This is a genomic window from Prolinoborus fasciculus, assembly GCF_056724605.1.
On the sequence record NZ_JBWZQN010000003.1, the window covers coordinates 34,681 to 51,221 of the forward strand.

At 43.1% G+C, this 16,541-nt stretch carries 11 protein-coding genes; 6 read left to right on the forward strand and 5 right to left on the reverse strand.

Annotated elements, in window-relative coordinates; all coding sequences use genetic code 11:
- Window positions 1-153 precede the first annotated feature (153 nt).
- On the reverse strand, window positions 154-2,331 hold the full coding sequence (locus AC1P5O_RS01115) for a TonB-dependent receptor domain-containing protein (RefSeq protein WP_262472101.1): 2,178 nt from the start codon (window positions 2,329-2,331) through the stop codon (window positions 154-156).
- Window positions 2,332-2,596: 265 nt separating this feature from the next.
- On the opposite strand from AC1P5O_RS01115, the gene tig reads away from it, so the two are divergent.
- The 4 genes from tig (at window position 2,597) to AC1P5O_RS01135 (ending at window position 6,955) form a co-directional block, all read left to right on the forward strand.
- A complete protein-coding gene (tig, locus tag AC1P5O_RS01120) occupies window positions 2,597-3,928 on the forward strand; it encodes a trigger factor (RefSeq protein WP_262472099.1) in 1,332 nt (443 codons plus the stop codon).
- A gap of 194 nt (window positions 3,929-4,122) precedes the next feature.
- Window positions 4,123-4,728, forward strand: coding sequence for an ATP-dependent Clp endopeptidase proteolytic subunit ClpP (gene clpP, locus AC1P5O_RS01125; protein ID WP_004647427.1), 606 nt, complete (start codon window positions 4,123-4,125; stop codon window positions 4,726-4,728).
- A gap of 29 nt (window positions 4,729-4,757) precedes the next feature.
- Complete coding sequence (gene clpX / locus AC1P5O_RS01130) at window positions 4,758-6,068, forward strand: ATP-dependent protease ATP-binding subunit ClpX (RefSeq protein ID WP_262472097.1); 1,311 nt, start codon at window positions 4,758-4,760, stop codon at window positions 6,066-6,068.
- Window positions 6,069-6,238: 170 nt separating this feature from the next.
- A complete protein-coding gene (locus tag AC1P5O_RS01135) occupies window positions 6,239-6,955 on the forward strand; it encodes a DUF2846 domain-containing protein (RefSeq protein WP_004729543.1) in 717 nt (238 codons plus the stop codon).
- 67 nt (window positions 6,956-7,022) lie between these two features.
- Here the strand turns inward: AC1P5O_RS01135 and AC1P5O_RS01140 are convergent, their stop codons facing one another.
- Window positions 7,023-8,549, reverse strand: coding sequence for a fumarate hydratase (locus AC1P5O_RS01140; protein WP_004278405.1), 1,527 nt, complete (start codon window positions 8,547-8,549; stop codon window positions 7,023-7,025).
- A gap of 711 nt (window positions 8,550-9,260) precedes the next feature.
- Here AC1P5O_RS01140 and AC1P5O_RS01145 point away from each other — a divergent pair.
- A complete protein-coding gene (locus AC1P5O_RS01145; protein WP_004278404.1) occupies window positions 9,261-9,500 on the forward strand; it encodes a DUF2171 domain-containing protein in 240 nt (79 codons plus the stop codon).
- A 234-nt stretch (window positions 9,501-9,734) separates the two neighbouring features.
- Here AC1P5O_RS01145 and pta read toward each other — a convergent pair whose 3' ends face one another.
- The 3 genes from pta to AC1P5O_RS01160 all read right to left on the reverse strand — a co-directional run bounded on the left by pta (window position 9,735) and on the right by AC1P5O_RS01160 (window position 14,864).
- Window positions 9,735-11,873, reverse strand: coding sequence for a phosphate acetyltransferase (gene pta, locus AC1P5O_RS01150; protein WP_262466712.1), 2,139 nt, complete (start codon window positions 11,871-11,873; stop codon window positions 9,735-9,737).
- 54 nt (window positions 11,874-11,927) lie between these two features.
- The gene (locus AC1P5O_RS01155; protein WP_499005502.1) at window positions 11,928-13,151 is read right to left on the reverse strand and encodes an acetate/propionate family kinase; all 1,224 of its coding nucleotides are present in this window, start codon (window positions 13,149-13,151) and stop codon (window positions 11,928-11,930) included.
- 447 nt (window positions 13,152-13,598) lie between these two features.
- Window positions 13,599-14,864, reverse strand: a complete 1,266-nt coding sequence (locus AC1P5O_RS01160; protein WP_044108634.1) for a glutamate-5-semialdehyde dehydrogenase — start codon at window positions 14,862-14,864, stop codon at window positions 13,599-13,601.
- A gap of 322 nt (window positions 14,865-15,186) precedes the next feature.
- Between AC1P5O_RS01160 and AC1P5O_RS01165 the strand changes: the two genes are divergently transcribed.
- On the forward strand, window positions 15,187-16,524 hold the full coding sequence (locus AC1P5O_RS01165; protein ID WP_129716343.1) for an alpha/beta fold hydrolase: 1,338 nt from the start codon (window positions 15,187-15,189) through the stop codon (window positions 16,522-16,524).
- Window positions 16,525-16,541 lie beyond the last annotated feature (17 nt).

Consider the following 16,541-nt stretch of genomic DNA (forward strand, 5'->3'; position numbering starts at 1 on the left):
TTTTATTTAGTATTGATAAAGAAAGCGGATTGCTGGCTTTTTATTGAGAATAATGATGTTTATAAAAGGGCACAAATTAGGGAGGTTTCATGGAGTACTCATTGAGCGATAAAAAACCCTGCCGAAGCAGGGTTTTGAATCATGACTTTTATATTAGAAGTCGTATGAAACAGATAACCAGTAGTTACGGCCTGGAATATAAGTACCTGTTGTACTAGAACCAATATCTAAATATTTATAACCAGTAGCAGTTTGTAGACGACCACGGTTGTCTAAATATTCATATGATTTTGCACCTTCGGTAAAATCTTTGTCCAGCAGGTTGTTCACAGCCATATTCAGACGTAATTGATCACTGACGGTATAACTTGCACCGAGGTTGAATACGCTATAGCCCGCTAACTTGTCACCAAATAATTTATATTCTTCATAGTCGCTTGAGCCTAAACCTGAAGCAGGTGCTGTTGGCGTAGTCAGGAAGCGTTGACGATCAGATTTATATTCGTACTGTAACCATAGGTCTACAGCAGGCACCAGATGCCATGTTGAAGTCAGGTTAAGCGCATTACGTGGCTGGTTATTGTAATAAGTGCCTTCGTTTTCTCCATTCGTAATTTCACTTCTGGTATAGGTATAGGCAGCTTTCATATCCCATTCAGGCAAAATGCTGTATTGCAAAGTTGCTTCTGCACCATAAACTTTGGCCTTATTCGCATTCACGCTGGTTGAACATGAGCTTGCAGTCAAGCATTCAGCGGATACAGGAAGATTCTCTGAAACAATTGCATCTTTAATCTGGTTGTAAAAACCGGTTGCCGTGAAATTGATATCATCTGTCGGCTGTAAATTAAAACCTAATTCATAGTTGGTTGAGGTTTCAGGCTTTAAGTCCGGATTACCAAATGTCAGGTTTTGTCCCTGTCCACTGAGGCCAACAACGCCGTCATAAAGGGCTTTCGCAGAGGGTGCTTTATAACCTGTACTTACGCCACCTTTCACAGTCAGCATGTCATTGGTATTCCAGACTAGATAGGCACGTGGACTAAAATGACCGCCAAAACCGGAGTGGTCTTCAAAACGACCGCCATAGGTTAAACTTAAACTATCCAAAAGACGCCATTCATCTTCAGCATAAACTGACCAGGATTTTTTATCGAATTCGTCTACACCAGTCGAATACAGAGCGATATTATCTTTATTGGTTTGCTCTTTGTATTCCGTACCCACAGTGAGCTTATGCGCACCTAAAGTTGAAATAATATGGCTATCTGCAATTAAATCGGTATTTTTTAACACACGATCTGCACCAATTTGTGCATTTCCGACGGGTAATGCAGCTGAAGGTATCGTACGACCTTTGGTTTCAGTTTCTGAGTGGCTGATATAAGTATTCCACTGACCAAAGCTATAGTCGCCATCATGCCCGATTGCAAACTGGGTACGATCAAAAATCAATTTATCTTTATAACCATTTGCTGTTGTTGCAGTATCTAAAGTACCTAAACGATTGTCTTCATTCTTATAGTTTTGATGGCTGTAGAATGAGTCAAGCCACAAGGCATTTTGATCATCTACTTTGTATGTAAGTTTACCGCCTACATCATAATTATGTGCGGTGGTCGGGCGTGGATCACGGCCAGTTGAACCTTCGACACGCTCAGACTGACCCCGGTCATAATAACTGCCGCGAAGTTGCAGACCAAGCACATCATTGACCAATGGACCATTCACCAAGAAGCTGGTTTTCCAAGAATCTGCTTCAGTACCATGCTCCATAACGTTGCCACTGACAGTAACGTTCCCATTCCACTCGTCTGAAACTTTTTTGGTAATGATATTAATCACACCACCCATGGCATCTGAACCGTAGAGGGTAGACATAGGTCCACGAATGACTTCAATACGCTCAATGGCTGAAAGAGGGGGCATAAAGCCTGTCGCTGCTTCACCAAAACCATTCGGGGTAACATCGGTAGAAGTGGTTTGACGACGGCCATCAATCAAAATAAGGGTGTCATCAGCGTTCATACCACGGATGCTAACATTTAGTCCTGCAGTTTTGCCTACGCCATTACGCACATCCACTCCAGGGACATCAACCAACAGGTCAGCAATATTGGTGGCATTCTTACGTTGAATATCTTCTTGAGTGATCACGCTAATTGAGGCAGGGGCATCTTTTAATTGTTGTTCAAACCCCGATGCAGAAACTACAATGGTAGATAAGGTGGTAGTTGGGATGTTGGAGAGGCTATTTGTCTCTGCAAAAGCAGATGTTGCTGTGACCCCAAAAATTGCCAATGTAAGCGGACGAAGACTAAAACTATGCATGACCAAATTCCCGAACCGAAGAATAAATTAGTATTGTTGCTCAAATAAGAAACTGGATATTAATGATAGTACTTATCATTTGCAATAAAAAATATACATTTTCTGCATTTAAGTGAGGTTGACTGAATATTTGAAAGGGTAGCAATTCGAATAAAAAAGACTTAAAAACTGGAACTCGCGCGTATTTTTTGTATATCCTTAAATGTTGTCATATAATGTGGCACATTTTTATAAACCTGTTATTACCAAATATATAGAGGAAGCCATGCAAGTAACTTCTGAAGCGGTTTCGGGCGTTGCCCGTCGTTTAAATGTTTCTGTACCGACGAGCCGTATTAATGAGCAATTTGAAGCTCGTTTAAAACGCACTGCTAAAACTGCGAAGATCAACGGCTTCCGTCCAGGTAAAGTGCCTGTAAACGTCGTTCGTCGTGAATACGGCGCTGGTATCTACCAAGAAGTTGTCAACGACATCATTCGTGATACAGTTTTCGAAGCGATCCAGCAAGAAAAAATCAATGCTGTGGGCATGCCAAACATCGAAAAAACTGAAATGAAAGACGACGCGCTGGTATATACAGCGACTGTTGAAGTTTATCCAGAAGTTGACGTGAAATTCGACGGTTTGGAAGTTGAGCGTAAAGCAGCTGAAGTAAATGACAAAGACGTTGAGAAGATGATTGAAAATCTTCAAAAACAACGTGCTGCTTGGGCTGAAACAAAAGGCATGGCTAAAAAAGACATGCAAGTCACTTTTGATTTTGAAGGTTCAATCGACGGCGAAAAATTTGAAGGCGGTTCTGCAGAAGACTTCAAACTAGTACTTGGTTCTGGTCGTATGATCCCTGGCTTCGAAGACGGTATCGTTGGTATGAAGAAAGGCGAAGAGAAAGTGATTGATGTAACTTTCCCTGAAGACTACCAAGCTGAAAACCTTGCTGGTAAACAAGCTCAATTCAAAATCACTGTGAAACTTGTTGAAAAACAAAAACTTCCGGAAATCGATGCTGAATTCCTGAAAATCTTCGGTGTATCTGAAGAAGAAGGCGTTGAGAAGTTAAAAGCTGACGTTCGTAAAAACATGGAACGTGAAGTGAAGAACGGCCTTCGCAATCAGGTTAAAGGTGCGACTTTCGATGCATTAGTTGCTGCAAACGAAGTTGAACTTCCAGCTGCTATGCTTGCTCAAGAAATTGACCGTCAACGTCAACAAATGATCCAGCAGTTCACACAGCAGTTTGGTGCTCAAGGTGCGAAAGCATTTGATTCAAGCATGCTTCCAGACGAATTGTTTAAAGAACAAGCTGAAAAATCTGTAAAACTTGGCGTACTTGTAAGCCGTGTTTTAGCTGATGCGAAAATCGAAGTAGATGCTGCACGTGTTGAAGCGTACATCGAAGACATGGCTTCTTCTTACGAAGATCCAAACGAAGTAATTGAATACTTCAAAAACGATGCGCAACAACGTGCTCAAATCGAAGCAGTTGTACTAGAAGACCAAGTTGTTGATTACATTTTGGCTTCTGCTAAAGTAACTGATGCGACTGTAAGCTATGAAGACTTATTGAAAGAGCAGCAAGCTCGTCAACAAGGCTAATTTAGCTTTCGATAAAAAAGGCGCTTAATGCGCCTTTTTTTCATATTGATGCCTGAAAAAAGCATTTCTGTTTTTCACAAAATTAATGCAAAAAATATAATGGATTTGTTGGCGAATTTTTTGCAATTTCAGTGATTATCCCTCATATTGTGATTATGGGTTAGGTCACAAAAAATTTAGGAATAAATAAACGTATGTATGTTCCAACGATTGAAAACGCTTTAGTGCCAATGGTGGTAGAACAATCCTCTCGTGGTGAGCGTTCTTTTGATATTTATTCACGCCTTTTGCGTGAACGTGTAATTTTTATGACGGGCGAAGTTGAAGACAACATGGCGAACCTGATCGTTGCGCAAATGTTGTTTTTAGAGGCGGAAAATCCAGATAAAGATATTCATCTATATATCAATTCACCAGGCGGTTCGGTAACTGCAGGTATGGCGATTTATGACACCATGCAGTTTATCAAACCTGATGTCGTAACGTACTGCATGGGTCAGGCAGCATCAATGGGTGCATTCCTGCTGAATGCCGGTACCAAAGGCAAGCGTTATTGCCTTGAAAATGCCCGTGTCATGATTCACCAGCCATTGGGTGGTTTCCGTGGCCAGGCTTCAGATATTGAAATTCATGCACGTGAAATCCTGTTTATTAAAGAACGTTTAAACCGTTTAATGGCTGAACACAGCGGTCAGGATTACGAGAAAGTTGCACGTGATACAGACCGTGACAACTTTATGACTGCTCAGCAAGCGAAAGAATACGGTCTTGTGGACGAAGTTTTAACTAAACGTCCATAAGTTTTAAAGATTGAGATAGTGGAGTAAATATGTCCGAACATCCTCAAGGACAAAAGCATTGTTCATTTTGCGGTAAAACGCAGTCTGAAGTCGGGAAGCTGATTGCAGGCGAGGACGCATACATTTGTAACGAATGTGTGGACGTATGCTTAGATTTGGTTCAAACCAGTCAGCAGGTGGAAACCAATGACTGGGCCAATCGTCCTTTGCCGAAACCGTATGAAATTCGTGCGGCCTTGGATCAATATGTGATTGGTCAGGACGTCGCGAAAAAAACCTTGTCAGTTGCGGTCTATAACCATTACAAGCGCTTGAAAGTGCAAAATAATGGCAAGAAAGCTGATGATTCAGTCGAGCTTTCAAAAAGTAATATTATGTTGGTTGGTCCGACAGGATCGGGCAAAACCTTGCTTGCACAAACGCTGGCACGTCTTCTTGATGTTCCATTTGCCATGGCAGATGCAACGACACTGACCGAAGCAGGTTATGTGGGTGAAGATGTAGAAAACATCGTACAGAAGCTTTTGCAAAAAGCAGATTACGATGTCGAAAAAGCGCAAAAGGGCATTATCTATATCGATGAGATCGACAAGATTACCCGCAAGTCTGAAAACCCATCCATCACACGTGATGTATCAGGTGAAGGTGTTCAGCAAGCATTATTGAAAATGATTGAAGGCACGGTTGCATCAATTCCGCCACAAGGTGGACGTAAGCATCCGCAGCAGGAATTCATTCAGATTGATACCTCGAATATCCTGTTTATTTGTGGTGGTGCATTCTCAGGACTTGAGAAAATTGTACAGCAGCGTCAGGAAAAAGGTGGCATCGGCTTTACTGCAGAAGTGCGTAAAAAAGATGAAACCAAGAAGCTGTCTGACTTGTTCCGTCAAGTTGAAGCAACTGACCTGGTAAAATTTGGTTTGATTCCAGAATTTATTGGTCGTTTGCCAGTAATTGCCACTTTGGACGAGTTGGATGAAGAAGCATTGATGCAGATTCTGACTGAGCCGAAGAATGCGTTAACCCGTCAGTATCAATATCTGTTTGATATGGAAGATGTGGATCTGGTTTTTGAAGAATCGGCATTACGTGCAGTGGCTAAGAAAGCAGTTGAGCGTAATACAGGTGCACGTGGTCTACGTTCGATCCTAGAAAATTCATTGCTGGAAACCATGTATGACTTGCCAAGCCGTAGCGATGTCGGCACTGTCGTCATCAATGAAGCCGTGATTAAAGGTGAAGCAGAGCCGGAATACCGTGCCGAGCGTCAGCCACATGATCAGCAAGAGACTGCGACAAAAATAGATTTAAAGGTCGTGAATAGCAAATCCGCTTAATTGCTATTCGTCCGAAACGTGCGAAAACTCCGTGTTTTCGCACGTTTTTTATTTCCAAAAATAAAGCTCGGTGTTAATCTGATTCACTAGGCGTGGATGCCTAAAACTTATAAAAAACAAATCGCAAAGCACTTGCATACAAAAGAATAAAGACGCAGTGAGGGATAAGCATGCGTGGAGTCGCAATTGTACTCATCAGCAGTTTGGCATTGCTGGGGTGTCATGGTAAGAAAGCCGTCGTTGAGCCTACACAGCCACTCAGCACTTTAAAAAATATCGATCTTGAAAAAAAACCGGGCTTTGTCGAGCAGCATCGTATCGGCATGTTCACCATTGGCGGTTGGGTCAATCAAAAGCAGGGCAACCAGTTTCAGACGGTGAAACCGCAGCATGATGAAGCCGCCATCGTGTATTTATACCGGCCCGATTCTAAATGGAATCGTCAGGAAATTGTCGCTGCCAGCCTGTTTATCAATCAAGAACATATTCCAAGCTTATTGCACAACCATTATTACTGGATTGAAGTGCCTGCAGGGACCTATCGTTTGAGTACCAGTCGACCGCTAGGCGCGCTGCATTTCCAGAAACCTAAATATCTGGATTTTACTGTCGAAGCGGGACAGTCTTATTTTATTAAATATGATGAAGAGAATATCAGTACACGCCGGAGTGTTTCAGGGCCACTCATGCTGATGCCGGAAAAAGTTGGTCTGAATGAAATTGCTTTTACTCAGCTAAAATCAGACAGTTTTAACTTCGTGGCACAAGATCAGGAAACTGGCCAGATTCGTAAAAAAGCCCAAAAAATTGAACCGACTGCTTATGATCCATCATTGGATGTACAGCTAAAAGCACCTTTTAAACTTTGGGATCCACGGACTTGGTAATTGACATTTTATTGAGAAAATATAATAAAAAAGCACCCTGAATGGGTGCTTTTTTATACAGATTTAATTAGCCCGCAGCAGCGTCAACTACTGGAATCTTACCAATTTTTGCTTGCCAGATTTTAGGTGCAGTCGCGTGAATAGAAGTACCATTCACATCAACCGCTACAGATACCGGCATATCTTTTACCACAAACTTGTAGATCGCTTCCATGCCTAGGTCAGCAAAGGCAACCACTTCAGCTTCACGGATGGCTTTAGATACTAAGTAAGCAGCACCACCGACAGCCATCAGGTAAGTTGCCTGGTTGTCTTTAATGGCTTCAACGGCAGCAGGACCACGGTCTGCTTTACCGATCATGCCGAACATGCCAGTTGCTTCAAGAACTTGACGCGTAAATTTATCCATACGCGTAGCCGTTGTTGGGCCAGCAGGGCCTACAACTTCGTCGCCGACTGGATCAACAGGGCCAACGTAGTAGATAAACTTGCCTTTCAGATCAACAGGAAGTTCTTCACCGTTGTTCAGCATGTCGACCATACGTTTGTGTGCAGCATCACGACCTGTATAGATTGTACCGTTAAGAAGAAGTGTATCGCCTGGTTTCCAGCTATTCATTTCTTCTTGGGTAATCGTGTCAAGGTCAACACGTTTAGAAGATGAAGAATCCCAAGTCACAGCAGGGTAGTCTTCAAGTTTAGGTGCTTGAATATGTGCAACACCTGTACCATCTAACTGGAAGTGTGCATGACGAGTCGCAGCACAGTTCGGGATCATACCAACTGGTTTACCTGCAGCATGACATGGATAATCTTTGATTTTAATATCAAGTACAGTGGTTAAACCGCCAAGACCTTGTGCACCAATACCCAAAGCATTTACTTTTTCGAAGATTTCGATACGAAGCTCTTCCATTTTGCTTTGTGGACCACGACGAAGCAATTCGTCCATGTTGATCTCTTCCATCAATGCTTCTTTGGCAAGCATCATGGCTTTTTCAGCAGTACCACCGATCCCGATTCCCAGCATACCTGGTGGACACCAGCCTGCACCCATGGTTGGAACAGTTTTCAGTACCCAATCCACGATTGAATCAGATGGGTTTAACATTGCTAGTTTAGATTTGTTTTCTGAACCGCCACCTTTGGCTGCCACAGTGATATCTACTTTATTACCAGGCACAAGCTTGTGGTAAATCACGGCAGGAGTGTTGTCTTTGGTGTTCTTACGACCAAATGCAGGATCAGCCAGAACTGATGCGCGAAGCACGTTCGAGTTTTCTAAATAACCCTGACGTACGCCTTCATTGATTGCATCATCCAGGCTCATGGTTAAATCGAATTTAACGTCCATGCCCACTTCAACAAATACGTTGACGATACCGGTATCTTGACAGATTGGGCGGTGGCCTTCTGCACACATGCGTGAGTTAATTAAGATTTGTGCGATCGCATCTTTAGCAGCTTTGTTCTCTTCACGATCATACGCACGGCTCATCGCTTGGATAAAGTCTTGTGGATGATAATAAGAAATGAACTGAAGCGCATCTTTAACTGATGTGATCAAGTCATCTTGCTTGATAATAGTTGTCATACAAATATCTCTTGAGCGGGCTGATAGCTAGCGGGCTAAATTATAAGACAAAAGAATCGGGTTGTGGGCATTTTGGGCGAGCATTGGCCGAAAGTTTATAGTTTAAGCAATCTGAGCAAGGACTTTAGCTATTCCATGGGTCAAATATGACAGCAAGTTGTCATATTCAGTGTCATATTTCAGATTAAAAATACGCATAATTTTTCTGATATTACATTAAGTATTTGAATTTTATTATTTATTTTAAATTTAATAAAAAACCAGATTGTCATATAACTGTCATAAAACTTTTACATAATGCAGCTATTGAAACGGGAGATCCTAACAATGGTTACAGGTATTTTGATGGCAGCTGGTTTTTGTGTATATATCGCTGCAACTTGGATGTACGGTCAGAAAGAAGATCAAGCCTAAGCTTTATCTTCTTTTTTATTTTAAGACCTCAAAGAATTAACCTATCTTCAAATCTTCAAATCTTCAAATCTTCAAATCTTCAAATCTTCAAATCTTCAAATCTTCAAATCTTCAAATCCAGTTATAAAAATATTTGAAAACTCAAATTTAAAAAGTATCTTGCCTATAGTTTACTCAAGCCATGTTGACCATTTACATTTTTAACCCAGAAAAACTCAAAGCCTGAAAACCCTTACACATGCGGCATTTTTTATTGCTTAGACTGTTTCTCTCAACTTCTAGAAACAGGCAAGTAGAATGAACAATTTTAATGCAAGTGATATTAAAGAACATGCTTCAGTCATTGCTTCATGTGGTACTCAAGTCGGGAAGGTGGACCATTTAGAAGGTCAGGATTCAATTAAATTAACAAGAAGTGATGATGAAAATAATGAGCATCATCTGATTCCCTTGAGTTGGGTAAGTGAAATCAAAGACAATAGCGTGGTGCTCAATAAAACGGCGGAAGACGTGCATAAAGAGTGGACTACCTTATAAAAAATTAAAGTCAGTAGACTGAAAAGCAGGGCTGCATCAGCTCAATTTTTTATGTTACAGACTTTATGATGGATAATCATTGAGAATGCCAGTTCGAAAGACTGGCATTTTTATTGTGTATTAAAATGAGATGATGATCACGTACTGAATTTATTGAAGCTAGGGTTATTTTTCTATAAAAAAACCATCTGATTTTTCAATCAGATGGTTTGGAAAACTTAAATTCAAGAAGTATTAAGCTTCTTGTTGCTCGGCCTGAATCGCGGTTAAAGCAATGGTAAACACGATGTCATCAACCAAGGCACCACGCGACAGGTCATTGACCGGCTTATTCAAGCCTTGCAGCATTGGTCCAACACTGACTACATTGGCAGCACGTTGAACCGCTTTATAGGTCGTGTTACCGGTGTTCAGATCCGGGAAGATAAACACATTGGCACGTCCGGCCACTTGTGAATCAGGCGCTTTTTGGCGCCCCACGCTTTCTACAGATGCTGCATCATATTGTAGTGGCCCATCAATCAGTAGGTCAGGGCGACGTTCTTTGGCTATTCGTGTTGCTTCAGCAACTTTTTCCACATCTGCACCGGTACCGGAAGTTCCAGTCGAATAGGAAATCATCGCAATGCGTGGATCTATCCCAAAGGCTTTGGCAGAATCAGCAGATTGGATTGCAATTTCAGCCAGTTGTTCCGCATCAGGATCCGGATTAATCGCACAGTCACCATACACATAGACTTCATCTGGCAACAGCATAAAGAATACGGAAGATACCAGTGAGTAATCCGGAGCAGTCTTAATCAGCTGGAAAGCAGGACGTACCGTATTCGCCGTGGTATGCACTGCACCCGACACCAAACCGTCAACCTGATCCAGCGCCAGCATCATGGTGCCAAGTACTACTGTATCTTGCAGTTGTTCACGGGCCTGTAGTTCGTTGAGCTTGCCTTTACGCAGCTCCACCATCTTGTCGATATAGTTTTCACGCACCAAATCCGGGTCAAGAATTTCCAGATCTTCAGGCAATTCAATGCCGCGCGCTTTGGCTACTTCTAGCACAGCTTCAGGCTTCGCTAGCAAAATACATTGCGCAATGCCACGGGACTGACAAATGGCCGCAGCCTGTACGGTACGCGGTTCATCACCCTCTGGCAGTACAATACGTTTTTTCGCAGCAATCGATTTCTGTACCAGTTCATGACGGAAAGCGGAAGGTGACAGACGTGGCCTATAAGAACCATTCAACATTTGATTCAGCCATTCCGGATTGATATGGCTTGAAACAAAACGTGTCACCTGATCTGCACGTTCGGTATCATCCACTGGAATTTCATTGCTGAGATTTGCCAGTTTTTGTGCGGTTTCAAACGTGCTGAGTGGTGTATGTAAAATCGGTAAACCTTGCTTGATGGCAGCCTGGCAGAATTCCAGTACATGATCATTTGGCTGTTGATGTTCAGTCAGCACCAGACCGGCCAAAGGAATCCCATTACTGCTGGCCAGACTACTTGCCAGTAATACATCAATCCGGTCAGAGGCACTAATAATTAATTCGCCAGCTACAAACTTATGTAGTTCATGTTCAATATTGGCTGAAATCAGACTACTGTGTTGCACACGGCGCTGTTTGGCTTCGCCTTCATTAATCCAGTAAGCAGAAATATGGGCAGCCAGATCAGACATGCGTGGCACACTTAAGGTTTTACTGAAAGGCACCAAGCCAATCACTGGCAATTTTTCAGAACCAATATGCGGATGCGTCTGCTGAATAGCTGTAATAAATTCGGCGGTTTCAGCTTTAAGGCGTAAATCTGGATTCAGCGTGACAGGAATCTGCGCAGATTCTTCAGGCAGGCCTTTGGTGCGCATTAACATGATACCTGCCAGACGGGTAGAGCTAGCGCCACCAAAATTACGCAGCTGATGTTCAACTTTGTCTGCGGTTTGGCTTGGCTGCTGAATATTGGCATTGCTGACCACAATAACTTTGGCATCCAGTGCTTGTGCCAGTGAAGCATTCAAATCATCGGCAAAACTGTCCTGAGTATTTGGCAACAGCCCTTCGACAATAATCAGGTCATGCTGTTTAGCAATTTGACGATGCAGACGCACCGCTTCTTCAAGCAATTCATCCTGTTCACCCAGATTGATCTGCTGCAAGACTTTGCTATAACGGATAGGTTCAACCGTTTCACTTTGAGAAATATGACGATACAAAGCCGTGGTGCGGTCTTCGATTTCATTCAATTCCTGGGCAAAAGGTTTCAGGAAACCAGCTTTTACCCCTTGGCATTCCAGTGCATAAATCAGGCCCAAACATGCAGAAGTTAAGCCTACGCCTTCCCCAGTGGGAACCAATAAAATCGTTTTCATAAGTGATATCAGTCGCAGAATAATAAAAATCAGTTAAAAAGTGGCTAAGCCTGCTTATGCAGGCGTTACCTCAGCTTTAGACTTTTTTGCAGTATTGCGCTCCACCTCAAGTTCAACCACACTTTGAACTTCTTGTGCGATACGGCCTTCTTCATCTGTTGGCACTACCCAGATTTGTGGGCCTGTACCTGAATCGATCCGACCTTCAGTACCGCGTTTCAATTCATTGTTGGCGTTTTTATCCAGATTGAAGCCGAAGTGGGGCAGGTAAGTCATGGTCTTTTCGCGGATATAGGCTGAATTTTCGCCAATACCGCCAGTGAAGAACAGACCATCAAGACGTGGCAGACCACAGCTCAACGCTGCCAGAGATTTAGCTAAACGGTAGCAGAATACTTCAATCGCAAGGCTAGCATCTTCATTGCCTTGTTCTGATGCTTCAATCAGGGTGCGCATGTCATTGGACAGATCAGACAAGCCCAAAAGACCACTTTGGCTATTCAGCATCTTGTCAATTTTATAAATGTCCCAACCCAGGTTTTTCGCCAGAAAGCTATGCAGGCTTGGATCAACATCACCACTGCGTGTGCCCATAACAATGCCTTCAAGCGGGGTTAAGCCCATTGAAGTATCTACACTTTGCTCATTCCAAACGGCACAGGTCGAGCTACCATTGCCAAGATGAGCAGTTAACCAGCCACCTTGTTTGAAACTGCCTGCCAGTTCAGAGCCACGCTCTGAAACATAAGCATGACTGGTGCCGTGGAAACCATAGCGGCGCACACCATGTGCTGTGTACAGAAATTTTGGCAGGGCATAGCGATATGCATGTGCTGGCATAGTTTGGTGGAAGGCGGTGTCAAATACCGCAACCTGTGGTAATTCTGGGAATAAGCGTCGGGTTGCTTCGATTCCAATCAAATGTGCCGGGTTGTGTAACGGCGCAAGCGGCGTTGCTTCACGAATTTTTTCAATAATTTCGTCATTGATCAGTTCAGCCTTGGTCAGGCTGCCACCATGTACCACACGGTGACCGATGGCATCTGGACGGTAATTGGCCAGACGTTCCAGACCCACTTCGAGTGCTTTTTTGTGGTCAGCAAATGGAATGTGGATATCGACCGGCTCATTGCCAACTGTCACACCTTTAATGCGAGCATTCTCTGTGCCTAAGTTCTCAGCTAAACCATGAATACGGAAATTCTGCTCCTCAAGAAGTAATGCAAACTTGATTGAAGAAGAGCCACAATTAATAACTAATACTGATTTAGACACGATTGATTACCCAATTTTTAATTAAAATTCTCGTCCATTTACTTGACCCAATTGCGGACAATGAAGCAGCAATCCAGATCAATGAATATGTTTTAACATTTGTTTTTTTTCTGTCCTAGATAGACTTTAGCAGATTAGACTTAAGCATTATCGACCGATTTAACAATAATAACTAAAATTTATCAGTTCATAGTTTTCATTTATAAATAAAATGATGCTAAAGAGATGATCAATAAGAATACTAAATTCTGCTTAAATTTAATTTTAGAACAAATTGGTTTTTAGTTTAGCGCCTGAAAAGGCAAATATTGTTTCTAAATACAATTCTATAAAGAGATTCATCAATAAAATGACCTGAAGGTTCTGATCCATGTATTTCAGTGTGAATTTATCTGTCCATAAAAAAACAGCCTCACACATGAGGCTGTTTTAAATGAGCGATCTGAATACTTATTGGCGAATCTGACCATCACCAAAGACAATCCATTTCTGCGAAGTCAGGCCTTCAAGACCGACTGGGCCACGAGCATGGATTTTATCGGTCGAAATCCCGATTTCTGCGCCTAAGCCATATTCAAAACCATCTGCAAAACGAGTAGAGGCATTGATCATGACCGAACTTGAATCTACACCCGCCAGAAATTCGCGTGCCAGACTGTAGTTTTCCGTAATAATAGAATCAGTATGATGCGAGCCATATTTGTTAATGTGCTCAATGGCTTCTTCTATACCAGAAACAACTTTGATCGCCAGAATCGGGCCCAGATACTCGGTATACCAGTCTTCTTCGGTTGCTGTAATGACTGCATCTCCAAGAATACGCTGGGTTTCCCGGCAACCACGCAGTTCGACTTTTTTCTCTTGGTATAGCTCTGCGATGCGTGGCAAGAATTCTTCAGCGACTTTTTCATCGACCAGCAGGGTTTCCATGGCATTACATACGCCATAGCGATGGGTTTTGGCATTGAGCGCAATCGGCAAGGCTTTCAACAAGTCCGCTTGAGCTTCCACATACACATGACAGTTGCCATCTAAATGTTTAATGACCGGTACGCGTGCTTCCTCGGTAATTCGTTCGATCAGGCTCTTGCCACCACGAGGCACAATCACATCCACATATTCGGTCATGGTAATCAACTGACCCACTGCAGCGCGGTCAGTCGTATTCACCACCTGTACGGCAGCCTCAGGCAAGCCTGCGACTTTCAGGCCATGCTGAATCGCGACTGCAATTGCCTGATTCGATTCCAGAGCTTCTGAGCCACCACGTAGAATAATGGCATTTCCTGATTTCAGCGCAAGTGATGCCGCTTCCAGCGTGACGTTAGGACGTGATTCGTAGATCATGCCGACCACACCTAAAGGCACACGCATCTTGCCCAGTTGAATCCCCGATGGGCGATAAGCCATATCACTAATTTCACCAATCGGATCTTTCAGGCCAATGACATCTTTTAAGCCCTGTAACATACCTTTAAAGCGTGTGGGGTTGAGTTCTAAGCGATCAAGCAGGGCTGGATCCAGATTGTTGTTATGCGCCTTGGTCATATCTTTCTGGTTAGCCGCCAAAATAGCAGTTTGGCTATTTTCCAAAGCCGTATAAATAGCGGATAACGCATTATTTTTAGTTTGGGTGGACGCGCGAGCCAAAATGCGAGACGCCTGGCGTGCCTGCTGTCCTACCGTTTGCATATATTGTTCAATAGACTCTTGCATAGCGGTTTGATCACTTAGAAATTTCATTTCGATATTAACAGCCTGCTGCTGCACAATGAAGCCCATCTATTAAAAATCATCCGTTTTCGCAAACTTCTAAACATTTTGAAATTGTTTTCTGTTTAAAAGCAGATAAGTGGTCACTGAAGCGGTTGCTTGTGAAAAGCAGCTCTGTATAGAATGAAGCACGCGACATTGATGTCATTTATAATTATTAAAGAGCAGGATGCGTGTTCAGGCACACCGGAATGCGCCTGAAATATAAGATCTGTTAATCATGACTTGCACAATAAAAATAAGGCAAGGACGGAGGAAAAGGAATATGAATTCCATTATCCACATGGACGCCCATGTATTGGAACAACATAGCCACGATGGTTTTTTTGATCTTTATGATAAGCACAGTTTTAAGCAGCCGCCACGCACCACCTGGATGGATGGCTGGAAAATAGAATATATGGCGATCGCCCGTCCAGATACCTTGCATTTAAGACCCATGGTGATCATTGGGGGCGCTTTCCAGAATTTTAATTCCTACAAATATTGTGTAGAACAGCTTTTTGATGCAGGTCCCATCATTCTGATTGACCTGCCCTCCATGGGGGCGAACCAGCAGATTAGTAATGTCGATACGGGTCTGTCTGCCGGAACACTGGAGCTGGAAGACCTTGCTGCGATGCTGGGACGATGGCTGGAACAGATGCAGCTGCCGCAAGTGACAATTCTCGGCATGTCCTTAGGATCAGTGGTCGCTTCCTGTCTGGCAGATCAGCGTCCCGAACTGGTCGAGCGGATGATCCTGATGGGTGTCATGCAGAAAACCCGTAAAAGCTGGCGAATGCTGCTGGAAGAATCCTTACACCTGATGAAAGAACAGCGTATGGATGAATTTGGTCAGGCCGTGATTTTGTATCTGGTCAATCATGCACGTTTAACAGAAACTCGGATGTCACCGACTGCAAAACGTTTGTTCTTTAAACAGATGGCGGAATTTACGGCCACCGAACAGGATCGTTATGATATCAATTGCAACCGTTTATTGCGTCTGACCAATGTGCCAATTCCACAGTGCAAAGTACTGGTGGCATGTGGACAATATGACAGTTTTACCTTGCCACATGAAAATGCGAATTTTGCCCTGCAATGCCCGGATATGCAGTACGTGCAAATTGCAGGCGCCGATCATGTGCCGCAGTTACAACGTCGTAAAGAAACCATGCATTTATTTGCAACCTTTTTACGCGATGAAGCAGTTGATCAACTAGACGGCATTATTCCGTTCACTCGCGAACAGATACAGCAGCTTGAACGTCGCGGTGAAGAGCGGATTCAGGTGCAAGATTCACAACGTTTTCTCAGTCATCGTCATTCTGATCTCATTTTAAAAGCAGAGATAGTGGACATGAATTTCTTTGGAGTATTGCTGGAGTTAGATCCAGTACAGGCAGTGCGCGCAGCAGCTTATCCACGTGACTTAGCCCTGCATCTGGAAGATGAAGCTGGGGAATTTCAGATTGAGTGCCTGATCTTTGAACAGGATGACACCCAGCTGCGTGCCTTATTCAAACATGGCAGTTTTGAAGTGGCAGAACGTTTATTGGCTTTTGTAAAACAGCAGAAAATTTTGCAACATGCCGAAGTTTTTGATGCGGCAATTTAAAAAATATCAGTATTAAA

Bases quoted from the DNA above. Each gene is read 5' to 3' on its own strand.
- AC1P5O_RS01140 (WP_004278405.1), bottom strand. From the start codon at position 8,549: ATGACAACTATTATCAAGCAAGATGACTTGATCACATCAGTTAAAGAT.
- AC1P5O_RS01165 (WP_129716343.1), top strand. From the start codon at position 15,187: ATGAATTCCATTATCCACATGGACGCCCATGTATTGGAACAACATAGC.
- AC1P5O_RS01145 (WP_004278404.1), top strand. From the start codon at position 9,261: ATGAACAATTTTAATGCAAGTGATATTAAAGAACATGCTTCAGTCATT.
- AC1P5O_RS01115 (WP_262472101.1), bottom strand. From the start codon at position 2,331: ATGCATAGTTTTAGTCTTCGTCCGCTTACATTGGCAATTTTTGGGGTC.
- AC1P5O_RS01135 (WP_004729543.1), top strand. From the start codon at position 6,239: ATGCGTGGAGTCGCAATTGTACTCATCAGCAGTTTGGCATTGCTGGGG.
- tig (WP_262472099.1), top strand. From the start codon at position 2,597: ATGCAAGTAACTTCTGAAGCGGTTTCGGGCGTTGCCCGTCGTTTAAAT.
- AC1P5O_RS01160 (WP_044108634.1), bottom strand. From the start codon at position 14,864: ATGCAAGAGTCTATTGAACAATATATGCAAACGGTAGGACAGCAGGCA.
- pta (WP_262466712.1), bottom strand. From the start codon at position 11,873: ATGAAAACGATTTTATTGGTTCCCACTGGGGAAGGCGTAGGCTTAACT.
- clpX (WP_262472097.1), top strand. From the start codon at position 4,758: ATGTCCGAACATCCTCAAGGACAAAAGCATTGTTCATTTTGCGGTAAA.
- clpP (WP_004647427.1), top strand. From the start codon at position 4,123: ATGTATGTTCCAACGATTGAAAACGCTTTAGTGCCAATGGTGGTAGAA.